The organism is Streptomyces sp. NPDC087901, assembly GCF_044742205.1.
GTDB lineage: Bacteria > Actinomycetota > Actinomycetes > Streptomycetales > Streptomycetaceae > Streptomyces.
This window is the reverse complement of record NZ_JBIUUC010000015.1, coordinates 91841-111517: the sequence shown is the minus strand read 5'-3', so window position 1 is coordinate 111517 and position 19677 is coordinate 91841. Positions and strand designations below refer to the sequence as shown.

The 19677-nt window shown below is 70.1% G+C and carries 13 protein-coding genes; 9 read left to right on the top strand and 4 right to left on the bottom strand.

Annotation, left to right across the window (positions count from 1 at the left end):
* Positions 1–14: 14 nt before the first annotated feature.
* The 4 genes from ACIOEW_RS33675 (at position 15) to ACIOEW_RS33660 (ending at position 10075) form a co-directional block, all read left to right on the top strand.
* Positions 15–1142, top strand: a complete 1128-nt coding sequence (locus tag ACIOEW_RS33675) for an LLM class flavin-dependent oxidoreductase (RefSeq protein WP_362549706.1) — start codon at positions 15–17, stop codon at positions 1140–1142.
* Between the two features lie 161 nt (positions 1143–1303).
* Positions 1304–1678 carry a hypothetical protein gene (locus ACIOEW_RS33670; protein ID WP_401968646.1) on the top strand — a complete coding sequence of 125 codons (375 nt, stop codon included), beginning with the start codon at positions 1304–1306 and terminating at the stop codon, positions 1676–1678.
* A 10-nt stretch (positions 1679–1688) separates the two neighbouring features.
* Positions 1689–4316: a class I SAM-dependent methyltransferase gene (locus ACIOEW_RS33665; RefSeq protein WP_401968644.1), complete on the top strand. Its 2628-nt coding sequence runs from the start codon at positions 1689–1691 to the stop codon at positions 4314–4316.
* Between the two features lie 71 nt (positions 4317–4387).
* Complete coding sequence (locus tag ACIOEW_RS33660; protein WP_401968641.1) at positions 4388–10075, top strand: biotin carboxylase N-terminal domain-containing protein; 5688 nt, start codon at positions 4388–4390, stop codon at positions 10073–10075.
* Between the two features lie 221 nt (positions 10076–10296).
* On the opposite strand, the gene ACIOEW_RS33655 is transcribed toward ACIOEW_RS33660, so the two are convergent.
* Positions 10297–10770 carry a MarR family winged helix-turn-helix transcriptional regulator gene (locus ACIOEW_RS33655; protein ID WP_401968640.1) on the bottom strand — a complete coding sequence of 158 codons (474 nt, stop codon included), beginning with the start codon at positions 10768–10770 and terminating at the stop codon, positions 10297–10299.
* A gap of 73 nt (positions 10771–10843) precedes the next feature.
* On the opposite strand from ACIOEW_RS33655, the gene ACIOEW_RS33650 reads away from it, so the two are divergent.
* The 4 genes from ACIOEW_RS33650 (at position 10844) to ACIOEW_RS33635 (ending at position 14298) form a co-directional block, all read left to right on the top strand.
* Positions 10844–11218 carry a cupin domain-containing protein gene (locus ACIOEW_RS33650; protein WP_362549721.1) on the top strand — a complete coding sequence of 125 codons (375 nt, stop codon included), beginning with the start codon at positions 10844–10846 and terminating at the stop codon, positions 11216–11218.
* A 98-nt stretch (positions 11219–11316) separates the two neighbouring features.
* Positions 11317–12822 carry an MFS transporter gene (locus tag ACIOEW_RS33645; RefSeq protein ID WP_401968637.1) on the top strand — a complete coding sequence of 502 codons (1506 nt, stop codon included), beginning with the start codon at positions 11317–11319 and terminating at the stop codon, positions 12820–12822.
* Positions 12823–13234: 412 nt separating this feature from the next.
* Positions 13235–13756, top strand: a complete 522-nt coding sequence (locus ACIOEW_RS33640) for an NAD(P)H-dependent oxidoreductase (RefSeq protein WP_362549727.1) — start codon at positions 13235–13237, stop codon at positions 13754–13756.
* The gene (locus ACIOEW_RS33635; protein WP_401968634.1) at positions 13753–14298 is read left to right on the top strand and encodes a flavin reductase family protein; all 546 of its coding nucleotides are present in this window, start codon (positions 13753–13755) and stop codon (positions 14296–14298) included. The genes ACIOEW_RS33640 and ACIOEW_RS33635 overlap by 4 nt, the downstream gene beginning before the upstream one ends.
* A gap of 234 nt (positions 14299–14532) precedes the next feature.
* Here the strand turns inward: ACIOEW_RS33635 and ACIOEW_RS33630 are convergent, their stop codons facing one another.
* A complete protein-coding gene (locus tag ACIOEW_RS33630) occupies positions 14533–15132 on the bottom strand; it encodes a hypothetical protein (RefSeq protein WP_401968632.1) in 600 nt (199 codons plus the stop codon).
* A gap of 144 nt (positions 15133–15276) precedes the next feature.
* Here ACIOEW_RS33630 and ACIOEW_RS33625 point away from each other — a divergent pair, with 144 nt between their 5' ends.
* A complete protein-coding gene (locus ACIOEW_RS33625) occupies positions 15277–16017 on the top strand; it encodes an esterase/lipase family protein (protein ID WP_401968629.1) in 741 nt (246 codons plus the stop codon).
* A gap of 101 nt (positions 16018–16118) precedes the next feature.
* Here ACIOEW_RS33625 and rox read toward each other — a convergent pair whose 3' ends face one another.
* Both rox and ACIOEW_RS33615 read right to left on the bottom strand, forming a co-directional pair.
* Positions 16119–17561, bottom strand: a complete 1443-nt coding sequence (gene rox, locus ACIOEW_RS33620) for a rifampin monooxygenase (RefSeq protein ID WP_401968627.1) — start codon at positions 17559–17561, stop codon at positions 16119–16121.
* A 313-nt stretch (positions 17562–17874) separates the two neighbouring features.
* Complete coding sequence (locus ACIOEW_RS33615) at positions 17875–19674, bottom strand: hypothetical protein (protein WP_401968624.1); 1800 nt, start codon at positions 19672–19674, stop codon at positions 17875–17877.
* Between the last annotated feature and the right edge of the window lie 3 nt (positions 19675–19677).

Genomic DNA, 19677 nt, shown 5'->3' with positions numbered 1-19677 from the left:
TAGGACACCCCACCATGCGATTCGGCGCGTTTCTTCCTCCCTTCCACCGGCTCGGCCAGGACCCGACCGCGAACCTGCAGCATGACCTGGAGCTGATCACCCGCCTGGACCAGCTCGGCTTCAACGAGGCCTGGGTCGGCGAGCACCACTCCGGCGGCTGGTCCACGGTCGCCTCTCCGGAGCTGCTGCTGGCCGCCGCGGCCGAGCGCACCCGGCGCATCATGCTGGGCACCGGCGTTGTCAGCCTGCCCTACCACCACCCGCTCACCGCAGCCGACCGGATGGTCCAGCTCGACCACCAGACCCGCGGCCGGATCATGTTCGGCATGGGCGCCGGGGTGCACCCCTCGGACGCGTACATGATGGGGATCGCCGCCAGCGACCAGCGGCGGATGATGGCCGAGTCGCTGGACGCGATCCACCACCTGCTCACCAGCACCGAGCCGTTGACCCGCAAGACCGACTGGTTCGAACTGCGTGAGGCCCGGCTGCAGATGCGGCCGTACACCCAGCCCTGCTTCGAGATGATGGCAGCAGGCACGGGCACCGAGCGCAGCATGCGGCTGGCCGGCAAGTACGGCATCAACCCGTTGACCTTCGCCGGACTGGCCGGACGGGAAGCCCCGCCGCTCGGCAAGCTGTGGGAGACCACCGAGGACGAGGCCGCGAAGAACGGCACCACGGTGGACCGGAGCAAGTGGCGTGTGGCGATCTGCACCCACATCGCGGAGACCCGCGAGGAGGCGTACCGGCAGGTGCGCCAGGGGGCGGCGGAGTGGTTCCGCAGCTATGTCAAGGGCACTCTCGGCGCCGTGGGCGACCTGCCGGAGGGCCGCGAGGTCGAGCACATGGTGGAGACGCGCACCGCGATCATCGGGTCCCCGGAGGACGCGATAGAGGCGATCGAGTACCTGAACGAGCAGAGCGGTGGCTTCGGCAGCCTGCTGCTGACCGTGCAGAACTGGGCCAACCGCCGGCAGACCATGGACAGTTTCGAACTGTTCGCCTCGGAGGTCGCGCCGCACTTCACCGGTTCCGTGCAGGGCCTGCGCGATTCGCAGGCCTGGGAGGCGTCGCTCCGCGACGACTTCTCCGCGCAGGTCCGCGAGGCGGCCCGGTCCTCGGCCAACGGCGGGGCATGACAGAAACTCACCGGCCGACGGCCGGGTGAGAACGAACCGATCGAGCAGACGACCCGCACCGAGGACCGGGAACAGGTGCGGGTGAGAAACCTCCTGCGCGTCGGATGAGCAGGGCCCCCGCGGCCGTGGCCGCCGGGGACTCCTTCGAAACCATGTCAAGGGTGGCGGCGCCACTGGTCATCGCCGCCACCGGGGAAGTCGACGGCACACCCTGGGGCTTCAGCGCCTTGTGCCTGACCTCGGTCTCGCTCGACCCCGCGCCGATGCCGGTGCCGGTACGCATCCCGCGTGTCCCGCGCTGCCACGGCGTGATGACGAAGGCCGAAGGGTGTGCCGCCGAAGGGTGTGCCGGCGACTTCCTTTCCCAGCGGCACCGCGCGCTGGTCCAGATCTTCGTCACCCCGGGCGCGGACCGCTTCGCGGCCGACAGGTTCGGGCCCGGGGAGGGCTCCGGCCGGCCCTTCCTGCTGACGCACCAAGCAGAAGACTCAATGCGGCTACCAGGCTCGCGTTATCAGCTGACCACGGATGGTTGAGGGGTATTCAGTGCCTTCTGAGACGACAATAACCGCCACGTTCCAGTCAACCGACAGTGAGGCGCCGGCAGATCACAAGGCCTCTGCACGCCGCCGTAATTTCCTCTACCAAGATGGCGTGGTCATCTCCTCAATCATCCGCGCGCTCGACTCGCTCGGCCTGCTGGAATCCGGCCCCGGCAGGGAATGCGGACTTCCCGAAACCGGATATCTGGGAGTGGTTCGGCGCTGCCTCGCGAGCGTCGGCTGGTTCGACGGAAACGCAGGGCCTGCGGCGTGGACGCCGTCCGGGCGAGCGGCCCTGCGTCATCGCGATCACCTCGTCGAGGCGGGCCGGTTCCTTGCCCGGTTCAGCGGCAGCGCACCCGGCTCGTGGAAGACCCCGTGGGATACCGAGACCTCGGATGCCTTCTCGGCCGCAGTCGGGCGCCTCGAAGAATGGCACGCAGGCAGCGAGCAGGACGAGTTCGTAGGGGCCTGTCTGGAAGGAACGCTGCTCGTACCGGCCATGCTGTCACTGCGCGCTCACGAAGGCAGCGAGCGGCTCCCGCAGGACGTCGAGCGTCTCCTTGGCCTGCTCGGCTGGGTCGACTCCGAGTGCGGCTGGACCTCGAAAGGCCGGGCCTTCCGGAATTTCAGCGATGAGTTCGGCCTGGCGGCCTCCTACCTTCCCATGCTGGCCCGTCTGGAAGAGCTGCTTCGCGGCGAGCTCGTGGTAAGCCCCGGCGGCGATGAATGGCATCGCGAGCAAGAGCTCAATGTGCAGACCGGATCGGCTGCACGCAGCCGGTACTTCGCCGATGCAGACCCGATATTCCGAGAGATGTTCGCACACGGCCGGCCCCCGGCGTTCATCGCCGACATGGGCTGCGGCGACGGCAGTTGGCTCGCCCACCTGCATTCCATGCTCGGCGACAGCGTCCGCTACGTCGGAATCGACTCCAGTCAGATCGCTCTCGACGACGCACGGCAGAAGCTGCAGGCCGCCGGCGTACCCGACCCGCTTCTCCTGCTTGGTGACGTCGCGTCGCCACAGGAACTGCGGGCCCAACTGGCCGGGCACGGGCTGTCGATCGAGGACGGCCTGCACATCCGCTCGTTCGCCGATCACGGCCGGACCTACCGCGGCGGTTCGTCTTCCGACGTCCCCGGCTCGGCGTCCGGCGCGTATGTGGCGCCCGACGGCACGCCGCTGTCGGCCACTGAGGTCGAGGCGGATCTCATCGCGCACCTTGAGCGCTGGAAGACGCATATCGGCAAGCACGGCATGGTGCTTCTTGAGGCACACTGCGTGCCTCCGCAAGTCGCGTCCCAGCATCTCGGCACGCTGCACTCAGTCGCCTTCGATACCTACCGCGGCCTGGCTCACCAGTACCCGGTCGAGTATTCGACGTTCATGGACTGCAGCCGGCGAGCCGGCCTGACCGCGGTGAGCCACCTCGAACGCCGCTACCCGAGCACGCTGCCTTTTGTCGCGGTCTCGGTCAACCGATTCGTGTGCGCGCAGCCGAATCCCCTTGAGGTGGTCCAGCTGCGCGGCCGGAATGAGCAGCCCCCGGCGGCTGCGGCTGCGGGGCAGGACCTCGCGACGACCCCGCAGGCGAACGACTGGCACCCGGAACCGGGCTCCGACCTGGACGACGGGCGCGGCCTGCACGAACTGCTCTACTTCGACGGCGACCTTTCCCAGCCCCGCAGATGGTCCTCCGGAGCAACCGGAGTCGTGGTCCGCGAAGTCATGGCTGCGATCAATGCGCGCGCCGAGCAGGCCCGCAGGGGCGACGTCATCCGGGTTCTGGATTACGGGGCAGGTACCGGCCTGGCATCCATCGAACTCTCCAAGATCTGTATCGCGCAAGATCTTCCTGAGCGCCTTGCCGGTCTCGGCATAGGTTTCGAGCTCCACCTCGTCGACTTGCCGCACGGATGGTTCGCTCAGGGCTACGAACTCCTGAAGGACGTCCCGTGGGCCAGATTCCATTCCCTGCGAGGAGACGGCGGTCAGTTCCGTGATCTTCTCGACGTCATGGACGGCGATCACGTTGACGTGGTGATGGCCAACATGGTGTTCCACCTGCTCCGCGAAGGTCCCATGCGGCACGCGGCCGCCTCGATCGCGGCCGTGCTGGCTCCCGGCGGCAAACTGGTCTTCAATGCGCCCGACCTCGCGCCCGCCACCAGGAACTCCGTTCTCTTCCACGACCCCAACCGCCTGCTCAGGCGGCACTGGCTGAATGCGCTGGACGCAGCCGACCCGTCCGTTCTGCCCACGCCACTGCGCGAGGCCGTTGCCCACGCGCGTTCAGCCCAGAGCCTGAACGCCCAGGAGCGTGCGGACCGCCGGATACTGCCCACACCGCAGTCCATCGAAGGCGTCGTCACGGCTCTCGAGCAATTCATGACCGGCACGACAACCAGTCAGACGTTCGAGCTGTTGGCCGAGGAAAACCTGTCGACGGCCCTCGTCCCGTCGAATCAGGCGGAGTACCTCGCCGAGATCACTGACCGGACGATTCGCGAGGCGGCCATCCGCCACATCGTGCGCGAATACGTCTTCCCCGAAATCTCGGCAGGGCCGGCCGGTACGGGTCTCGGCTACAACGTCGAGTGGAAGTTCGGCGTCTTCGAGCGTCCCTAGGGTCTTCCTTCCCTGTTGATGTCCCACAGCATTTCCGGCGCCGCATGAATACTCAGAAGGGGGCCTGGCCGGTGTTCAGCCGTATTGCCATTGTCAACCGCGGAGAGGCCGCGATGCGGCTGATCCACGCTGTCCGTGACCTGTCCGCGCAGACCGGGGCGGTCATCGAGACGGTAGCGCTGTACACCGACGCCGACCGCGGCGCCACGTTCGTGCGGGAGGCCGACCGGACGGTCTGCCTCGGCGCGGCCGCGGACCGCCCCTATCTCGACATGGCGGTCCTGGAGAACGCCCTGGCGGAGTCGGGCGCGGACGCGGCGTGGCCGGGCTGGGGATTCGTCGCGGAGGACCCGGCGTTCGCGGAGCTGTGCGAGAAGGCCGGGGTCACGTTCATCGGCCCGTCCGCGGAGGCGATGCGCCGGCTGGGCGACAAGATCGGCGCGAAGCTCATAGCCGAGAGGGTCGGCGTCCCGGTTGCTCCGTGGAGCCGCGGCCCGGTCGCCACCCTGGAGGAGGCACACCGGGCCGCGGAGCGGATCGGCTACCCGCTGATGCTGAAGGCCACCGCCGGCGGCGGCGGGCGCGGCATCCGCGTCATCACCTCGGCCGCCGACCTCACCGGGGCGTGGGAGCGGACCAGTTCCGAGGCGCTGCGGGCGTTCGGCAACGGCACGGTGTTCCTCGAGCGGCTCGTGACCGGCGCGCGGCACGTCGAGGTCCAGGTCATCGCGGACGGGCAGGGCACGGCCTGGGCCCTGGGCGTGCGGGACTGCTCGGTGCAGCGCCGCAACCAGAAGGTCATCGAGGAGTCCGCCTCTCCGCTGCTGTCCCCGGAGCAGGTCACGGACCTGAAGACGTCCGCGGAGCGGCTCGCCCTCTCGGTCGGATACCGGGGCGCAGCGACCGTGGAGTTCCTCTACCACCCGGACGAGAAGCAGTTCTCGTTCCTCGAGGTGAACACGCGCCTGCAGGTCGAGCACCCCGTCACCGAACTGACCACCGGCACCGACCTGGTGCGGATGCAGTTGCACGTCGCGTCCGGCGGGCTCCTTTCCGGGGACCGGCCCACCGAGTCCGGGCATGCCGTCGAGGCACGGCTGAACGCCGAGGACCCGGACCGCGACTTCGCGCCCGCGCCCGGCCGCATCGCCCGCCTGGTCCTGCCGGCCGGGCCGGGGATACGTGTCGACACCGGCGTCAGCGAGGGCGACACGATCCCCGCGGACTTCGACTCGATGATCGCCAAGGTCATCGCCTACGGCCGCGACCGCGAAGAGGCCCTGGCCCGCTTGCGCCGCGCCATGACCGAGACCAGCGTCGTCATCGAGGGCGGCGCCACCAACAAGAGCTTCGTCCTGGACCTGCTGGACCAGCCCGAGGTCACCCACGGCAGCACCGAGGCCGGCTGGGCCGACACCGGCTGGATCGACCGGGTCCGCGCGCAGGGCCGCCTGGCCGCCCACGCCCACTCCGGCGTCGCCCTCGTCGCCGCGGCGGTCGGGGCGTACGAGGACGAGGAGGAGGCCGGCCGGCAGGCGCTGCTGGCCGCCGCCCGCGCCGGGCGGCCCCAGGTCCGCCACGACCACGGGCAGCCCCTCGACTACAAGCTCCGCGACGTCTCCTACCGGGTGCGGGTCGCACGCCGCGGCCCGGACCGGTTCCGGGTCGAGATCGCGGCCGGTGGCGACGTCGCCGTGGCCGAAGCCGTGCTGGAGCGGTTCGACGGCTACAGCGGCGCCATCACGGTCAACGGGCAGCGGTTCCGGCTGACGGCCTCCGTGCACGGGCCCGTGCACCAGGTCGAGGTCGACGGCATCGCGCACCGGGTCAGCCGCGACGAGGGCGGCGTGGTCCGCTCTCCCGCCCCGGCCCTGGTGGTCGCGACGCCGGTCGCCGCAGGGGACGAGGTCGCCGAGGGCGCCCCGGTCCTGGTGCTGGAATCGATGAAGATGGAGACGGTGCTGCGTGCCCCGTTCCGTGCCCTGGTCCGCGAGTGCTCGGCCCCGGTCGGCACCCAGGTCGAGTCCGGTGCGCCGCTGCTGCGCCTGGAGCCGCTGCCCGACGAGGACGTCGCGTCCAGCGGGGACGCAGTGGTCGCCGGCGCCGTGGCCCCGGGGCAGCAGGCCATCGACCTGCCCGCGGTAGCGGCCGGCGGGGCGGCTGCGGACCTGGCCGACGCCTGTCTGCGGGACCTGCGCGGCCTGCTACTCGGGTTCGACGGTGACGCCGACGACCGCACGTTCCTGCTCGACGGGTATCTGGACGCCCGCGCCGACCTGGGCGACGAGCTGGTCCCCGCGGAACTGGCCCTGCTCACCGTCTTCGCCGACCTTTCGGAGCTGAGCCGTAAGAGGCCGGTGCACCAGGCCGGGGCGGCGGGCTCGGACCCGGCCGCGACGGGCCCAGCAAGCTTCGCGCACAGCCCGCGCGAATACTTCCGCTCCTACCTGCGCAGCCTCGACGCGGACCGTGCCAGGGTTCCCGATGCGGTCCGGGCCCGGCTGTGCCGGGTCCTGGCCCACTACGGCGTCAGCGGACTGGACCGGACGCCCGAGCTGGAGACGGCGGTCTTCCGGATCTTCCTGGCCCAGCAGCAGATGACCGGCGGCGCCGTGATCATCTGCGAGCTGCTGCGGCGGTGGCAGACGAGTGCACCGCCCGCGGAGTCCGCCCGTGAGCAGGTGAGATCGACCCTGGAACACCTCATCGAGGCGACCCGGGCGCAGTTCCCCACCGTGTCCGACCTCGCCCGCGGCGTCGTGCTCCGCTGGTTCACCCAGCCGCTGCTGCGCCGCAGCCGGGCCCGCGTGTACGCCGCGGTCCGCACGCACCTGCGCTGTCTCGACGCGAACCCGGCGGCCACTGACCGCGGCGACCGCATCCAGGCGATGGTCGCCGCCCCCGCACCCCTCGTCCGGCTGCTCGGACAACGGATCATCCGCTCCGCGCGACTGGCCGGTGCCGGCCGGCCCGGCCCGGATCACGCGCCGCTGCTGGAGGTCCTGACCCGCCGCTGTTACGGCAACCGCCGCCTGGTGAACGTCACCGTCACCGACATCGCCGGGCACCGGTTCGTCACCGCGGAGCGCGCCGGTACCCTCGCCGCCGACCCGTCGGGCTCCGTGACCCGTGTCGCGGCCACCACCACGGACATCGCCGGCCTGCCGGAGGCTGTCGCGGCCACCGAGGCCCTGTCCGGCCGGACGCCCGGCGGTGGCCTGGCCGCCGACATCTACGTCGCCGGGGCCGGCCGGGCGACCGCCGACGAGATCGCCGCGGCGGTCACCAGCGCCGTCACGTCGCGGCCGGCGCCTGCCGGGGTCGTACGGATCACCGTCACGGTCGCCTGCGCCGCGGCCACCGTCATGCAGCATCACTTCACCTTCCGGCCGGACGACGACGGCTGCCTGGCCGAGGACCTGCCGGTCCGCGGTCTGCACCCGCAGATCGCCGAGCGCCTGCGGCTCGGCCGGCTCCGCGAGTTCAGCCTCACCCGGCTGCCGTCCGCGGACGAGGACCTGCACCTGCTGCGGGCCGTCGCGAAGACCAACGGCAGGGACGAGCGGCTGATCGCGATGGGCCAGGTCCGGGACCTGACCCCGCTGCGCGACGCCGACGGCCGGCTCGTCGCCCTGCCCGAGGTGGAGAACACCCTCGCCGCATGCCTCGACGCGATCCGCACCGCCCGGTCACAGCGGCCGGGCAGCAAGGTCACAGGAACCAACCGGATCCTCATGTACATGTGGCCCTCCAGCGACTTCAGCGCGCAGGAACTGGCCCCGCTCATCCGCCGGATCCGCCCGTCCGTGTCGGGCGCCGGTCTGGAAGAGGTCCAACTCGTCCTCCGGCAGCGCCGGGTGGCCGGGGAACCGACCGAGACATCGGTGCGGATCACCGGCGACGCGGTGGGCGCCCCGGTGCTGCACGCCGGCCCGCCACCCACTGACGTCATCCTGCCGCTGGACGACTACCGGCAGAAGGTCCTGTCCGCGGCCCGCCGGGGCACCGTCTACCCCTACGAACTCATCGGCCTGCTCACCGGAGAGAAGGGCACGTTCACCGAGTACGACCTCGAACCCGGCGAGGCGGTCCGCGCCGTGGGGCCCGGCGCCGGGCACAGGCGCCTCGTCCCGACGGACCGGCCGAGGGGGAACAACACCGCGGGTATCGTCGCCGGCGTCATCACCACGCCCACCGCCGTGTACCCCGAGGGCATCACCCGCGTGGCGCTGCTCGGCGACCCGACGAAGTCCCTCGGTTCCCTGTCCGAGCCCGAGTGCGCCCGCGTCATCGCCGCCCTCGGCCTGGCCGAGGAGATGCGGGTCCCGGTCGAGTGGTTCGCCATCTCCGCCGGGGCGCAGATCTCCATGACCTCGGGCTCGGAGAACATGGACTGGGTCGCCGCCGCGCTCAAGCGGATCGTCGAGTTCACCCAGGCCGGCGGCGAGATCAACATCGTCATCGCCGGGATCACCGTCGGCGGCCAGCCGTACTGGAACGCCGAGGCGACCATGCTCATGCACACCAAGGGCATCCTGGTCATGACGCCGGACTCGGCGATGGTCCTCACCGGCAAGCAGTCCCTCGACTTCTCCGGCGGTGTGTCCGCCGAGGACAACTTCGGCATCGGCGGCTACGACCGGGTCATGGGCCCCAACGGCCAGGCCCAGTACTGGGCGCCGGACCTCACCGCCGCGGCCGCGCTCCTCATGACCCACTACGACCACGCGTACATCGCGCCCGGCGAGCGGTCGCAGCGCCCGGCCCCGACGACCGACCCGGCCGACCGGGACATCAGCGGCTACCCGCATCCGGCCGATGGGAGCGACTTCACCACGGTCGGGGAGATCTTCTCCGCCGCGTCCAACCCGGACCGCAAGAAGCCGTTCGACATCCGCACGATGATGCGGGCCGTGTCCGACCAGGATCACCCGGTCCTGGAGCGGTGGGCGGACATGGCCGACGCCGAGACCTCCGTGGTCCAGGACGCCCGCATCGGCGGACGCCCGGTCTGCCTGCTCGGCGTCGAGTCCCACGCCGTGCCCCGGCAGGGCTTCCCGCCCTCCGACGGCCCGGACACCTACACCGCCGGCACGCTGTTCCCCATGTCGTCGAAGAAGACGGCGCGGGCGATCAACTCCGCCTCCGGCAACCGGCCGCTCGTGGTCGTGGCGAACATGTCCGGGTTCGACGGCTCCCCGGAGTCGATGCGCAAGTTCCAGTTGGAGTACGGCGCCGAGATCGGCCGCGCGGTCGTCAACTTCGACGGCCCGATCGTGTTCTGCATCGTCTCGCGCTGCCACGGCGGGACGTTCGCCGTGTTCTCCAAGGCGCTCAACCCGAACATGACGATCCTCGCAGTCGAGGGCTCGTTCGCCTCCGTGCTCGGCGGCGCCCCCGCCGCCGCGGTCGTGTTCGCCGGCGAGGTCCGCAAGCGCACCGCCGCCGACCCTCGCGTCGCCGGCCTCCGGGCAAAGGCGGCAGGGGCCGGAACGGCCGGCAGTGCCACGTTCAATGCCGAACTGGCCGAGGTCACCGAGGCCGTCCGGGCGGCGAAACTCAGCGAAGTCGCAGCCGAGTTCGACGGAATTCACACGATCCAGCGGGCCGTCGAGGTCGGCTCGGTCGACAGAATCATCAGCGGGGCGCAGCTGCGCCCCGCGATCATCGACGCAATCGAGACCGGACTGGGATGCAAAATGACGGCCGACGTCGGATTCGAGGATACGGACGTCGAACTGGTCACGTCCTACGGCTGATGGCGAAAATGAATAGTCTGCCCCACCTGCGAGACCGGCCCCGGTTGCTCTCGATCAGCGATTTCCATGGTGGCTTTCCGGAGAATCGACGGACAGTCGATTCTCCGGAAAGCCCTCACGAAGGCCTTCCGAGAAGTATTCCGAAAGCCGTCCGAAAATCTCCCCGCAGAGCTCTCCGAAGGGTCCTCCAGAGAGCCCTCCAGAGAGAACGAAACCCCTGGTCACCACGTCGGTCGCAGCGGAGGGATATCGCCTCCGCTCAGCGTCCTGATCATCTCCGCCAGCGTCATCCGCAAGGTGTACATCGATATCCGCCCGGTCCGGCCTATGATTTCGGCTTCGAGATCATGCAGCACGGCACCGGCAACATCCAGGTGCACATAAGCTTTTTCGGTCAGCTGAATCAGCTGACGGCGACCGCCGGACGGGTGCTCCACGCGCATCACGTAGCCGAGCTCTTCGAGGTGCGCGACCATTCCGCTCACCGCCTGCTTGGTGATCCCTAGCTCGGCGGCCAGTTCCGTTCCGGTGGCGCCATCGCCCTTGAGTACTTGAAGCGCCATTCCATCTATCGGTCTGATCTCTTCGTAACCGCGCTCGTCGAGCCTGCTCACGAACTCCCCGAGCAACAGCTGGAACGTCATCCCGACAAGGTAGATGAGCTCGTAGTCGGTCAGTTCATCCGCGCTTTCCATAGTTCCATCTTGACACATCCTCGCCCACCCCCATTAGACTGTGTCAAGCAACTTGACACAGGAGGCTATCACCATGAACATCATCAACCCGTCCGAGGACCGGACAATCAAGACTGCGTCTGCCGTGATGTACGGCCTCGCCGCGCCGAGCCAGGGCAGCGAGCAGGTGGCAACCTGGAAGGTCTCGGTGATCGACGGTGGCGAGTCCCCCGTCCACGTGATCGACAAGGACCAGATCTGGATGCCGATCGCCGGCTCCTTCGAGTTCACCGTCGACGGCGAGACCGAGGAGGTCTCGGCCGGCCAGGCCCTGGTGGTGCCGGCCGGGTCCGTGCGCCAGTTCCGCAGCACCGGCAAGCCGCTCGAGGCGCTGGTCGCCATGCAGGCCGGGGCGCTGGTGAGCATTCCGGGCACCGAAGGTGCCAACCCCATCCCCTGGACCGTCTGACATCGGCACAGGCCCTCTGGCCACCGCTCCTGACTGGTGATCGGCTCCGCCAGGTGAGCCGATCACACAGTGTCAGTCCCCTCGTCCGAAGGAACGCAATGTCGAAATCCTCGACCCCACCACCCCAGGTGGCCGACCGGTCAGCCGAGCGCCGGTTAACGATAGCCCTCGTCGTGATCGTGACCTGCCAGCTCATGATCATGCTGGACCTGACGATCGTGACCACCGCCCTGCCCACCATCCAGGAGGCGCTGGGCTTCTCCTCGGCCAACCTCACCTGGGTCATCAACGCCTATGGGGTGGCCTTCGGCGGCCTGCTGCTGTTCGGCGGCAGGCTCGGCGACGTGTTCGGCCGCCGCACAGTCTTCATCGTCGGCGTGGCCGTGTTCACGATCGCCTCCCTCGTAGGAGGCTTTGCCCAGAACCCCGGCTGGTTGCTCACCACCCGGGTGATCCAGGGGATCGGCGCGGCTGTCGCCGCACCGAGCGCGTTGTCACTGATCGCCACCACGTTCACCGCACCGGCCGCCAGGGCCCGGGCCCTGAGCTACTACACCGCCGCGTCCTCGGCAGGTGGCTCCCTCGGCCTGCTGGTCGGCGGCGTTCTCACCTCTTGGGCCAACTGGCGCTGGGTGATGCTGGTGAACGTGCCGATCGGCATCGTGATCATCGTGCTCGCCCTCCGGTTCATTCCCCAACTGCCGCATACCCAGGGCAAGCTCGACGTGTTCGGTGCGGTCACCGGCACGGCTGGTCTGATCAGCATCGTCTACGGGTTCACCCACGCCGCTGACGGGGGCTGGGGCAGCGGACAGACGATCGCCGCCTTCGTCGCGGGAGTCGTGCTGCTCATCGTGTTCCTGCTCGGCGAACGGCGTGTGGCCCAGCCGATCATCCCGCTGGCACTGTTCGCCAGCCGGAATCGGGCCGCCGCCTACGCCGGCATGCTGATGTTGCCCGGGGCCATGTTCGCCGGTCTCTACTTCCTGATGGTGTACGCGCAGGGCTCGCTGGGATACAGCCCGGTCGAGGCCGGCTTCGCGGTCGTTCCGCTGACCCTGGGCGTCTTCTCCTCCCGGTGGACCTTCCCGCCGTTGGTGAAGAAGTTCGGCCCGAAGAACCTCGTGGTCGCCGCGGCGGTGCTGATCATCGTCGGCCTGCTCTGGCTCAGCCAGATGACCCCGTCCACCGGCTACTCCTTCGTAGTGGTCCCCACGCTCTTCTGCGGCATCGGCGTCGGCATCGCCTTCACATCGCTGAACTTCACCGTCCTCGCCGGTCTGCCACCGCAGAACGCCGGCGCTGCGGCGGGCATGTTGCAGACCATGCAGCAGGTCGGCGGTGCACTCGGTATCGCCGTCCTCAGCACGATCTACATCTCCCGGCTGGAAGACGCGCTCGGGGACGGCAGCACCGCACATGGTGCGGTCGCGAATGCCGCAGGGGACGCCCTCGGCGGCGGCGCGGCGTTCATCGCCGTCCTCCTGCTCATCGGGCTCTTCGGCCTGGTGAAGATGGCCCCACCTGCTCCTGCTCCTACTCCTACTCCTGCTCCTGCGCCTGCTCCTGGAACACAGCCCGCCGGGCAGGCCGGGGGGGAATAGCCTCTGCGAAGATCCGCAGTGCCCCGTAAGTAGAGGGGCAGGGTGAACGCTCGACCTGCCTGGCGTGGCTGAAGACCTTGGTCCGCCAGGCAGGTCGCGCTTGAAAGCCGAACCTGCGTGCACAGACCGCCGCGCTGTGCACGGACATGACCTTACTGGCATCAGCTGGACCCGGCCGGAGAGCGGCGAGCACCCGACCGGGCGTCATGAGCTGATGCAATCCACTGTTGAAATGTTGACCGGGCGGCGACCAGGCCCGTGTCCGGAGGGGTGCCGCAAGGCGGCGTGATTCGCCCTCGGACATACGTCCTCGGTGGCACCTTCCGAACCGGCGCGCGCGCCCGGATGCCGCTGCAGAGCAGGCAGTTGACGGGTTTGCTCGCCGCCATCGTGATGACGATTGGAGGCTGTCGTGAGAATCAGCGTTGTCGCGGGGAACCCCAAGGCAGGTTCGCGAACTCTCGGCCTGGCTCAGACACTTGCGAAGGCCATCGCCGAGCCCGGTGACGAGATCACCACGATCGACCTGGCCGAGCACGTGGCGGAGATCTTCGCGTGGCCCTCTGTCCACATGGCGGAGCTGAACGACGCGGTCGCCGCAAGCGACCTCGTGATCTTTGCCTCGCCCACCTTCAAGGCCACCTACACGGGCCTGCTGAAGAGCTTCCTCGACCGGTACCCGACCCTCGGTCTGAAGGACGTGTGCGCCATCCCTCTGATGATGGGGGCCGACAACGGCCACTCCATGGCCCCCGAGGTGAACCTGCGCCCACTCCTGGTCGAGCTCGGAGCACTGGTGCCGACCAGGGGCCTCTACCTGGAGACCCCGCTCGTGGACCGTGCGGACGAGGTGGTCGGTGCCTGGATCGAGGCGAATGCCGTCGGGCTCCGCCAGATCCGTGCCGCCTCCGGTTTCAAGGCTGGCGCGATATGACGCTCGCGGGCCTCGATCGGCGGTTCGGCACCGATGCCGCGGTCCTCGTGCCTGCGGTTGCTCACTCAGACCAGGTCCGCGCCGTTTTCGGTGGGTTCCCCGCGGCGGTCGTGGCCCTCTGCGCGGTGGTCGACGGAGCGCCTTACGGGATGGTCGCCACATCGCTGGCGGTGGGAGTCTCCTACGACCCGCCCATGGCACTGTTCTCGGCACGGAACGACTCCTCGACGTGGCCGGTCCTGAAGAAGGCCGGGCGGATCGGCGCCTCGGTGCTCGCCGAGCACCAGGGCGCGGCTTGCCGCCAGCTTGCGGCGAAGGACGCGGACAGGTTCGCCGGCCTCAGCACCCGCGCAACCGGACACGGCCCGCTCTTCGTCGAAGGCGCGAGCTCCTGGATGGACTGCGAGGTCGCCGGGGAACTCGCCGCGGGCGACCACACGGTCATCACCTTCCGGATACACCAGGTGGGGCACGGCCCCGAGACCCCCCTGCTCTTTCACGACGGCCGGTTTCCGCGGATGCGCCACGAGCACATCTCCTGAGACCTGAGACCGGCCTACGCACCCCGGCACCGGCGGTCAGCCGGCGGGATGCCTGACGACCTGGTGCGCGACGAAGAGCGGAGCCCGCTCGTTGCCGTGCACCAGGTCATTGCTCCCGGCGCTCCCCCGTGCCCGGAGAACGCGACCTGACCTGTGGCCTTCACCGGCCATCCCGTTCGGACTGGCCGTGACTGAGCCCGTATCCGGCCGGCCGGGAATCGAGGTCGGGCCGGCTCAGCCGAACCAGACCACCAGGCGAACGTTCTCACTCCCGTACTCGGCCGCCAGCACCTTCACCGACGCCCACACCGGGGCCCAACGGCCGTCCGGCGGAACGAACATCCCGGCCGTGAGGACCACCGGCCGGTACACGGAGCCGTTCAGAAGGACCTGACCGCCCGCCGGCCATTCGGACGGGAACAGGTCCTCGCCGAAGAGTTCCTCCGCCGCGTCGAGCACATCAACCGGCGCCCAGACCACGTCTTCGAGGGCGAGCTCGCCGTCCGGCCCCGGTCGCCACACGCCCAGACGGTTTGCGTCGGGGCCGTCGCAGAGCGGTGCGTCCCAGTCAACCGCCGCGATCTCGGCCCCCGTCGCGTACGAGTGGCTGTGGTTCAGTTCGTCGCACTCCTTCGGCACCTCCTCGCAGGCGTCCTCCGGCCACCCCCGCCGGTCGAACAGCGGCCGCTCCACCCCGAGGCTGCCGCCGTAGCCGAACAGGCACTCGCGGGCGTACCGGGCCTTCCCCAGGTCGAATCCGAGCAGATCGACCTCCGCCTTCCACGCCCCGCCCGCCGTGCGTGTCTCGATCAATCCGTCGAGGTAGGTCCCCATGGACGCCGATGCTAAGGGCCGTCCGGCGGATATCGGAGCCGGACACCGGTGAAATCGCCGATGCCGCCCGCGCCCCGCGCCCCGACTCTGATCCCAGCAGGCATCTGCATCCCCGCCTCCCCACACCCCTGTCAGGAGTGCTCCATGCGTCGTCGTTCACCCCGCCGGCTTCTCGGCGTTCTCGCGGCCGCCGCAGTCGCGTTCACCCTGTTCGGCTCGACGTCGGCGGCCGGCGCGGCCGAGACCACGGCCCCGTCGACCACACGGTCCGCCCAAGCCGCCGTTCAGCCCCTGTCGACCAGCACCCCGGTCGTCTTCGTCCATGGGTACACCGGCAACGCCTCCAACTGGGTCACCGCCAAGAGCGTCTTCCAGCTCAACGGCTGGTCCAGCTCCAAGCTGTTCGCCTACGAGTACAACTCCTACGGCAACAACGTCACCAACGCCCAGGGCCTGGCCACCTTCGTCAACAACGTGAAGTCGCAGACCGGTGCGAGCAAGGTCGCGATCGTCAATCACTCGATGGGCGGCCTCGTCAGCCAGTACTACCTGAAGGTCCTGGGCGGAAACACCAGCGTCAGCCACCTCGCCTCCATCGCGGGCGCGAACCACGGAACCACGTTCGCCAGTGCCTGCCTGATCTACACGACCTGTCAGCAGATGTACCCGGGCTCGTCGTTCATCTCCCAGATCTCCTCCGGCGACGAGACACCGGGTGACACCGCGTACGCCACCTGGTACTCGGCGTGCGACGGCGTCATCCTCCCGTACACCAGCACCAAGCTGAGCGGCGCGACCAACCACAACGTGGCCTGCCAGACCCACATCGGGTACCTGACGGACACGGTCGTGCTGGGCCAGATCGCGCGCTTCGTCGCCTCCTGACCCGCTGCACCGACCGGACACGTCCCGTCCCCGCCCCTACGGGTGCCGGGGACGGGCCACCGGTCGTGCGTGGCCGGCCACGACGACCGGTGGCGCCGGGCTCAGTGGGCGGCGGCGCCGAACCACCGGGGCAGCCGGTCGAGCAGTTCCTGCTGGTCCTCACCGGCCCACGCCACATGGCCGTCGGGACGCAACAGGACTGCGGGCACGTCCAGTTCCTCGCTGCCCTCGACGACGTGGTCGACCCGGTCCGACCAGCCCGCCACCGAGAACCGGCCCGTCCGGTCGAGGAGCAGCCCGCGCCCCTCACGCATCAGTGAGTAGAGGCGTCGCCCGCCTTCCAGTTCCACGTCCCGCATCCGGCGGCCGAGCAGTTCGTGCCCCTCACCGAAGTCGTAGCGGATGTCGACCGCGGTGATCATCCCGGTCACGTACCGGTTGACCTCCTCGAAGTCCAACAGCTTCGCGAACAGCGCACGCAGCGCGGTCGCACCCGGATCGGTCCCCAGCAGCGTGATCTGCGCGCGGGTGTTGGCCAGCACGGCGGCGCCCACCGGGTGCCGTTCGGTGTGGTAGCTGTCCAGCAGCCCCTCCGGTGCCCAGCCGTCGACCGCGGCGGCCAGTTTCCAGCCGAGGTTGAACGCGTCCTGGATGCCGAGGTTCAGCCCCTGTCCGCCGGTCGGCGGGTGGATGTGCGCCGCGTCGCCGGCCAGCAGCACCCGGCCGGTCCGATAACGCTCGGCCTGCCGGGTGGCGTCGCCGAACCGGGACATCCAGCGCGGCGAGTGCACGCCGAAGTCGGTGCCCGCGACTGCCCGCAACCGCTGTCTGAAGTCCTCCAGCACCGGCGGGGCCGTACGGTCCTCGGCGATGCCGTCGGCGGGCACGACGACCCGGCACACCCCGTTCTCGGCGGGGCCGACACCGAACCGCAGCTGGGTCCTGCGGACCTCCGCGACGACGGCGGCGATCTTCTCCGGATCCTCGGTCACCTCCATTTCGCCCAGCAGCGTCTCGACCGTGGCGGGCTCCCCGGGGAAGGCGACGCCCAGCAGCTTGCGCACCGTGCTGCGGCCGCCGTCGCACCCGACGAGGTAGCGCGAGCGCAGCTCGGTGCCGTCCGCCAGCTCGACGGTCACACCGGCATCGGCCCCGTCTTCGGACTGGCTCAACCCGATCACTTCACAGCCACGCCGGATCTCGGTACCGAGTTCGACGGCACGCTCTTCGAGCAGCCGCTCGGTGACCGGCTGCGGAGTGGCGACGCCGTACGGGTGAGCCGTGTCGAGCCGGTCCGGCCACGCCGTGGCGATGCCGCCGAAGAGACCGCCCACCTGGAACTTCTCACTCACCGCCAGGAACCGGTCCAGCAGACCGCGCTGGTCCATCATCTCGACGCTGCGGGCGTGGAGACCCTGTCCGCGGGACTCCCCCGTCGGTCCGGTCAGCTTCTCCAGCACGACCACGTGCACGTCGTGCAGCCGCAATTCGGCGGCCAGCATCAAACCGGTCGGTCCGCCGCCGACCACGATCACGTCAATCATCGAAACACCCATTCAAGAGATCGGACTTCGGCCTGCCGCACCGGCTGCGGTCGATCATCTTGCGGCATCCCCGGGGCCTTGCCGCAAGCCCCCCGGTGCGCTATATCTTGAGAAAGGCAAGGAGTGGGAAAACCTCCTTGCCTTTCTTTTTCGGCGCTCTCGGCACTTTCGGCACTCGGGTTTTTGTGTTCTGGGTGTTCTGGGTGTTCTGGGTGTTCTGGGCACCCGACAGCTCCGCCCGTCGCTCAGCGCCGAGCCGCCGAGCTGCCATGGAGCTGCCGCTCAACGGGGGCGCGGGCGCGCCCCCGTCCTTTCAGCCGGTCACCACCAGCAGCTCCCGTGCCAGCTCCCTCACCGCGAGGTCCGGGTGCGGGGTGCCGTCGCAGGGAAAAGCCCTGACGACGCGGCGCGGTGAGGAGACGATGTACTCGACCGCGGGGCGGGCCGCCGCCGGGAGCAGCCGCATCGCCGTGAGTGCGCGCAGCGCGCCGAGGTGCGGTTCGTGGAGGCTGCCGCGGCGGCTCAGCTGATCCGCGATGACCGGCGCCGTGTCATGCGTGCGGCCCGTGACACGCCAGATCGCGGCAGCCGCACCCGCTCGGCTCTCCCGGGTCGGCGCCTTCAGCCGTTCTTCCAGCAGTGGCAGCAACTCTGCTGCCGACGGGCCGAGTTCGTCCGCTGCCTGGACCGCTGCCGCACGTCGCGCCACCGCGTCCGGCAGCATGCGCACCGCCTGCACTGCCGGCTCAGCGTGCCCGTCGACCCGCACCAGCGCCAGCGCTGCCGAAAGGTCGCCCGCCGCGGCCCGGGCCCGCAGGGCTCGTGCCGCCTCCCGGCCTGCCGCAGGCCCCAGCGCGGCGAGCACCCCGGCCGACGCGGGCAGCAGCCGGACCAGGTCGTCCACGCAGCCGGCTGCGAGCCCGGGAAAGGGAAGCAGGGCGTCGAGCCACTCGGCACGGGGCCGGGCCGCGACCCGCCGGGCCACCGGTTCGGCGGCCGCGCCGAGCACCTCCACCGCCGCGGTCACGACCGTGCCGGGCGTACCGAGAGGGGTCAACTGCAGCGAGGCCGCCTCCTCCGGCAGTTCGTCCATCAGCCGCAGGACGAGGCCGAGCGCACCGGGCACGCGCAGCCGCACCGCGGCAAGGGTCGCCGCGATCCGGACCGCGGGGTCGTCGGCCCGCAGGTGGGGGTCCAGCCACGGTGCCGTCTCCCCGCCCGGCATCGCGGCACCCACGCGGGCCACCTGGCACAGGTCCTCGGCGTCCGTCGCCGTGGCCGCGAGCCACGGCAGGACGTCCCTCTCGCGGTCACGCCAGGTCTCGGTGAGCTCCCAGGCCATCGGCAGTCCCCGCTCGACGGCGCGCAGCGCCGCGTCCGGATCATCCATCAGCCGTTGCGTGAGCGGGATGTGGGAAGCGGGCCACGGGTGGAGCGTGTCGCTGTCGCCGGGCGCGGCCTCCCGGGCGTCGAGCGCCGATTCCACCAGCGCGGGCGGCAGCGGCAGCGGGGCCGTACGCAGCAGCTCCGTCGCCGCGGCCCTGCGCACCGAAGGCTCCGGAGCGGAGAGCAAGTCCTGGTTGCGCGCCCTGCTGATGTCCGGCGAGACATCGAGCAGGCCGAGCGCGGTGACGAGATCCGCCCGCACCTCGGCGTCCTCCTCCGTCTCCAGCCGGGCCCGCAGCATCGGGAGCAGCGGCAGGGAGGCCTCCTCGCAGGCAGCGACGATCCACACCATGGTGCGCCGGACATCCGGGTCCCGGTCCGCCGCGAGCCCGAGAAGAGCCGGAAGGGCCGTGGCCACCGCCCGCCGCGCCTGCTCCCGTTCGCGTCCGGCCCCGTCGGCCGCGCCGTGCAGCAGCCACAGCAGCGGCTGCCGGTCACCGGGCCCGTCCAGCGCGAGCCGCGCGACGAAGTGCACGGCCGGCGCTGTCGCCGAGTAGACCGAGCCCTGGTGGCAGAGGGAGGTGTACAGCTCGTCCACCGCCTCGCCCCGGATGCGGGCGTCCATCGATCCGGCCGCCCGTAGCAGAGCGGGGACGTCGTCCGCCGGTCCGTACGCGTGCTCCAGCGCCGCCCAGTCGATGTCGTCGGTCCCCTCCGGCTCCAGCATGGG

Coding starts and splice junctions, on each gene's coding strand:
- ACIOEW_RS33675 (WP_362549706.1), top strand. CDS start 15: ATGCGATTCGGCGCGTTTCTTCCTCCCTTCCACCGGCTCGGCCAGGAC.
- ACIOEW_RS33655 (WP_401968640.1), bottom strand. CDS start 10,770: ATGGAAAGCGCGGATGAACTGACCGACTACGAGCTCATCTACCTTGTC.
- ACIOEW_RS33650 (WP_362549721.1), top strand. CDS start 10,844: ATGAACATCATCAACCCGTCCGAGGACCGGACAATCAAGACTGCGTCT.
- ACIOEW_RS33645 (WP_401968637.1), top strand. CDS start 11,317: ATGTCGAAATCCTCGACCCCACCACCCCAGGTGGCCGACCGGTCAGCC.
- ACIOEW_RS33635 (WP_401968634.1), top strand. CDS start 13,753: ATGACGCTCGCGGGCCTCGATCGGCGGTTCGGCACCGATGCCGCGGTC.
- ACIOEW_RS33630 (WP_401968632.1), bottom strand. CDS start 15,132: ATGGGGACCTACCTCGACGGATTGATCGAGACACGCACGGCGGGCGGG.
- ACIOEW_RS33625 (WP_401968629.1), top strand. CDS start 15,277: ATGCGTCGTCGTTCACCCCGCCGGCTTCTCGGCGTTCTCGCGGCCGCC.
- rox (WP_401968627.1), bottom strand. CDS start 17,561: ATGATTGACGTGATCGTGGTCGGCGGCGGACCGACCGGTTTGATGCTG.
- ACIOEW_RS33615 (WP_401968624.1), bottom strand. CDS start 19,674: ATGCTGGAGCCGGAGGGGACCGACGACATCGACTGGGCGGCGCTGGAG.